At 28.8% G+C, this 5,322-nt stretch carries 5 protein-coding genes; all 5 read left to right on the top strand.

Going from position 1 to position 5,322, the window contains the following annotated elements; all coding sequences use genetic code 11:
- Nucleotides 1–854: substrate-binding periplasmic protein (locus tag ACQCX0_RS05975; RefSeq protein WP_462563261.1), on the top strand; the 854-nt coding region annotated here is incomplete at its 5' end.
- 16 nt (nt 855–870) lie between these two features.
- On the top strand, nt 871–1,791 hold the full coding sequence (locus ACQCX0_RS05970) for a transporter substrate-binding domain-containing protein (protein ID WP_462563260.1): 921 nt from the start codon (nt 871–873) through the stop codon (nt 1,789–1,791).
- 28 nt (nt 1,792–1,819) lie between these two features.
- Complete coding sequence (locus ACQCX0_RS05965; RefSeq protein WP_462563259.1) at nt 1,820–2,500, top strand: ABC transporter permease subunit; 681 nt, start codon at nt 1,820–1,822, stop codon at nt 2,498–2,500.
- A gap of 1 nt (nt 2,501) precedes the next feature.
- A complete protein-coding gene (locus ACQCX0_RS05960) occupies nt 2,502–3,197 on the top strand; it encodes an ABC transporter permease (RefSeq protein WP_462563258.1) in 696 nt (231 codons plus the stop codon).
- Nucleotides 3,198–3,203: 6 nt separating this feature from the next.
- Nucleotides 3,204–4,325 carry a glycosyltransferase family 4 protein gene (locus ACQCX0_RS05955; protein ID WP_462563257.1) on the top strand — a complete coding sequence of 374 codons (1,122 nt, stop codon included), beginning with the start codon at nt 3,204–3,206 and terminating at the stop codon, nt 4,323–4,325.
- Nucleotides 4,326–5,322: the final 997 nt, after the last annotated feature.

Below are 5,322 nucleotides of genomic sequence, written 5' to 3'. Positions count from 1 at the left end.
CGTATCAATTAATAAGAAGCGGTATCAAAGAATCTTTAACTAAAAAATTCTTAATAGGAGCTTTAGTAATTTTAATATGTAGTTTTACAGTATTATTTGTAACTGCTAATAAATTCACAAATAAACCCTTGCTTGAAGAGACTATTATTGTAGGAACCGATGCTGCGTATCGTCCTTTTATTTATACTGATTCTAAGGGAGCAATAATAGGATTTGAATCGGCTCTTTTAACAGAGATTGGTAAAAGAATTAATAAAAAATTTGAATATGATATTAGAGCTTGGGAAGGATTAATTCCTGGCTTGTTAAATAATAATTTTAGAGTGATTGTAGGGGGTATCAATATTAATGATGAAAGACAGGCAGTAATTAATTTTTCAACTCCGTATATAGGTATTCCGGTAGTATTTTTCGGCTTAAAAGATAATTTTCAGAATATAGCTGATGATGCTACTCCTCAAGCAATAAAAGTAGCTATTTATAATAATTCTGTAGGAGTACAAAGTGCTACTACTCATCTTAATTATTTAAAAACTTTAATTCCTATAGATAAAATTAAATTATATGTTTCACAGAATCAAATGCTTTTAGATGTTATTTCCGGTAGAATTATTGCCGGAGTTACAGAATTTACTTTTATAGAAGAATATATAAAAGATTATCAGGATACTAATATTGCTATGATAGGAGCACCGATTGTCAATAATCTTTTAGGAGAAGGAATTGCTCTAGGTTTGAAAAAAGGAGATCCTCTTGAGCAAGAAATTAACAAGGCTTTACAAGATATGCTAATTGATGGCACTTTGAGTAAATTATCTATTCTTTATTTCGGTAAAGATTTATCAATAAAATAACTAGAAGGAGAACATAATGCTTATCATTTTTGATTTAGCACTAGTATTAATAGCAGGAATTGTGATTTATTTTATTGTGAAAAGCTTGAAGAAACATGATTATAAAAATACTCTTAGATACGTTTTAATGATTCCAGTATTAGCAATTACTTATAGTTTACCGAGTATTCTTAGTAAGGATAATGTAACAATAGATTCTGAGAATATTTTATTAGTAGGAAATGAGGGTGCTTATTTCCCTTGGAATTATGTGGCATCAAACGGAGAGCCACAAGGTTTTGATATTGAATTTTCTCAAGAATTAGGTAACAGATTAGGACGAAAAGTTAAAATTGTTATTTTGCCATGGGAAGGATTAATTCCTAATTTATTAAATAATCATGTTAATGTGATTATTTCTTCTCTTTCTATTACAAAAGAAAGAGAAGAAAGCATAGGGTTTTCGATTCCTTTTGTGGAAGTACAATCAGCATTTTTTACAACTTCTGAGAATCTTAAGGCTTTTCCTAAAGAAATAACTTACAAGCAGTTAAAAGAAATGTTGGCTACTCAAACCATAGGAGTACAAAAATCTACTACTGGGGCTAAATTTATAGAAGAGCAATTTAAGGATATAAAAATTCAATATTATGATACTCAAAATCAACTAATTTTAGATTTAAAAGCTGGGAGGATTTTTGCAGGATTTTCAGAAAAGATCCCGATTCAAGAATTTATTTTAAAAAAAGAAGGAGAGGACATAACTTTATTTGGTCCCCACTTCGGAATGAAAGATAGTAAGATTTTCGGTAAAGGTATTGCAGTTGGCTTAAGAAAAGAAGATTTAGAATTAAAAGGTGCCATAGATGCTGCTATTACTACTATGCTTGATGATGGTACGATAAAAAAAATATCACTTAAATATTTTACAAGTGATGCTTCAATAAAAACTGATTAATAGTAAAAGATTAAAGGTTTTTCTTTTAATGGTCTCTACTACTTTAGCATGGGGAATACAATTATTATATGGTGCTCTGTACACTTTAGGATTATCTCTAGGTGGATTTATTTTAGGGTTAATAATTGGGATACTAATGGCCATTTTCTCATTTTCTAAGCATTATTCTTTAAAGATTATCTTTAATTTTTATACTCTAATTATTAGAAGTTTACCTGAGCTAATGGTAATTTATTTATTATTTTATGGGGGTAATGGGATTATAGCAGTAGCTTTTGTCGGGCAGGCTCATTTTGCCAGTGATGCCATAACTATGGGAATTATAGCATTAGCTTTAATTTCCGGTACCTATTCCTGTGAGGTTATTAGGGGGGCTCTTTTAGCAATTCCTAAGGGGCAAATTGAAGTAGCAATTGCTATGGGGATGAATAAACCTACTATCTTTATGCGAGTACTTCTTCCGCAATTAATATTCTATGCCTTACCTGGTTTGGTTAATTGTTGGTTGTTAACTATTAAGGATAGTGCTTTATTATCGGTAATTGGTATTTCAGAAATTATGTTTAATACTAATTTAGCAGTTAACTCCACTAATTCTCCCTTTTTATTTTATTTTATAGCAGGTTTAATATACTTATTTTTTACCTATATTTCAGCATTATTTTTAAAAAAAGTATCTCTACATTATGCTTTTATAAAGGGATCTTAAGATGAGAGGAGATTTAATCCATTATTCGTTCGTAGAAATTGTGCATGGCATACCTGTAACGTTATTTTTAGTTTTAATCGGATTTTTAGGAGGAGTAGTATTAGCTATACTAATTATTGTCTTACAAAGAGTAATAATAATAAAACATGTAGTTAATTTGTATGTGTTTTTTTTTAGGGGAACCCCGTTTTTTCTACAACTATATTTAATATATTACGGACTAGGTCATTTGGTATTCTATTTTCCTAATTTTAAAGGGAGTATTTTATGGGAAATTTTTATTAATCCTTTTTTCTATGCGGCTTTGGCTTTGATGTTAAATTCTGCTGCTTATGCAAGTGAGATTATTAAAGGTTCTCTAAGGGCTATTCCTTATGGGCAAATAGAGAGCGCTATTGCTTTGGGAATGAGTAAACAAAAAATTCTAAGAAGAATTACTATCCCCCAAACTTTTTATTATGCCCTGCCTGCATACAGTAATGAAATTATTGCTTTGGTAAAAGCATCATCCTTGGCGAGTATTATTACTATTATGGAAATAACTGCCATCATGTCAAAGATTAGAGCAGAAACTTATTCTTTTTACGAGCCGTTTTTAGTAGCAGGTAGTTGCTATTTAGTAATAAATTTTGTGTTAATTAATATTTTTAGATTCTTAGAAAAACGCTCTCATAAATGGATGTTAAAAAACACATAAGAATTAATGAAAATAACAGTAGTTTTACCTTATAATAATCCCCTTAGTAGTATTAATACTAAACCTGTAGTATTAGCAACACTACCTTATAGTAAGTATAGTAAATTTTACTCAGATATAACTATAATCAGTAGTTATACTAAAAATCCGATACAAAACTTCAAGTTTATAATTCTACCTAAAGATCTTACTAAAAAACATTATAAATTAAAAGTATTGGAGAATATTAATAAAATACAACCTAAAACTATAGAAGTTCACCAAGATGTGAAATTAGCAGCTTATTTAGCAAAATATACTAAGGTCAAGGTAGTGGTGGTTAAACACGGCAATTATCTGATTAATAGCTTTGCTGATAAAATTCTAATAATTAGAAAATTTTATGAATTTTTTTATTTAGCGTATTTAGAAAAAGTGTTATGTATTAGTAATTATGTTAGGGATACGTTAGCCGGAAAATATCCCGATATGAAATCCAAGTTCATAACTATTTATAATTCTTTAGGTTATTTACCTATGGAGAATTTATCTAATAAGGTATGTAAGGAAGATATTATAATTTTTGCCGGAAAGCCGGTATTCCATAAAGGAATAATCCCTTTACTAGAGGCATTACCTGGTATTTTAGTACAAAATAAAGCATACAAAGTAGAGTTGATTTTAGGATTTTTTTCTAATAAAATTAAATATAATAAGCAGGTATTAAGGTTATTACAGCACCCAGAATTACAAAGTTTAATCCGAGAAAAAAGAATTATATTGTATGAGAGATTATCCAATTCTGAGGTTTTAGCTAAGATGCAAAAAGCAAAAATTGCCATAGTGCCAACTATAAAAGCTGAACCTTTTGGCTTAGTTGCTTTAGAGGCTCATTTAGCAAAATGTGCCGTGATTAGTTCAGGTACAGGCGGATTAAGAGAGATTAGTGAGGATAAGGCTTTGTATCTACAAGCTGTAAATAAAGCAGAAATTACATTACAAGTTAATAAGTTAATCAATAATCAAAAATTATTACAGAGATTCTCTATTGGCGGTTATAATAATGTAGTGAAAAAATTTAGTGCAACTACTTTAGTAACAAAGTTAGATACCTTACGTGAAAATTTCTATAAGGTACAGGAGATCTAATGTTTAATTTGATGAGAATTGCCGGTAGTAATTCTTTAACTATATAGAGATGTTTTAACCAATGGTGCAAATTTCTATTATTATTCCCTGTTATAATGTGGAAAAATATTTACAAGATTGTTTAAATAGTATAATCTTTCAAGTGTTAACTGCTATTGAGATTATTTGTATTGATGATGGTTCATCTGATAATACTCTAAGTATTTTAGAAGAATTTGCTAAAATAGACACAAGAATTAAAATTTTAAAACAAAAGAACTTAGGAGCAGCAAGTGCTAGAAATTATGGATTAAGTGTAGCTCAGGGTGAATACATTCATTTTTTAGATAGTGATGATTTTATTTTAAGTAATTATTTTTATGAAGAAGTATATCAAAAAATTCAAGAAACTCAAGCAGATATTTTAATTTTCGGATATCAAAAATACTACGAACAATCTAAAAAATTTAAAAATTATTATATCCCTCAAAAAATAATTAAGTTATCACACACAGAAATGAATTTAGAAAAGTTAAAAGTAGCTTGTTTAAAGTTAGGAGTAGTTCCTTGGAATAAACTTTATAAAAGAAGTTTTCTTCAACAACAACAACTTACTTTTCTTGAAGGTATTATGCATGAAGATATTATTTTTACTTGGCAGAATATTATTCTAGCACAGAATATAGCAGTAATAGACTTACATTTATATGTTTATAGGCAGAGAAACGGTTCAGTGATGAGTAGTGAAGTATACTCAAAATATGCAGACTTAATTACTGCTTTTAAAGTATTATTAAAGTTTTTAATAAACTCTAAGAATTTAACAACTTATCAGCATATTTTTATTCCAAAACTTTTTAAAACTTTTAGTAAGAATTTAACTAAAATTCCCAACCAATATAAAGAAAGATTTTTTTATGAGTCTCAAAGTTTATTACAAGAAGTTTCTTTGGATAAAGCTAGATTAAGATCGGAAGAGCGGTTCAGCAGGAATGCCGAGACCGATCTCGTATGCCGT

The sequence above is a fragment of the Candidatus Hepatincolaceae symbiont of Strigamia maritima genome, assembly GCF_055505085.1.
This window is presented reverse-complemented; position numbering and strand designations above follow the sequence as displayed.

What these genes read in the sequence shown, in the direction of transcription:
- ACQCX0_RS05970 (WP_462563260.1), top strand. Translation starts at nt 871, where the DNA reads ATGCTTATCATTTTTGATTTAGCACTAGTATTAATAGCAGGAATTGTG.
- ACQCX0_RS05965 (WP_462563259.1), top strand. Translation starts at nt 1,820, where the DNA reads ATGGTCTCTACTACTTTAGCATGGGGAATACAATTATTATATGGTGCT.
- ACQCX0_RS05960 (WP_462563258.1), top strand. Translation starts at nt 2,502, where the DNA reads ATGAGAGGAGATTTAATCCATTATTCGTTCGTAGAAATTGTGCATGGC.
- ACQCX0_RS05955 (WP_462563257.1), top strand. Translation starts at nt 3,204, where the DNA reads ATGAAAATAACAGTAGTTTTACCTTATAATAATCCCCTTAGTAGTATT.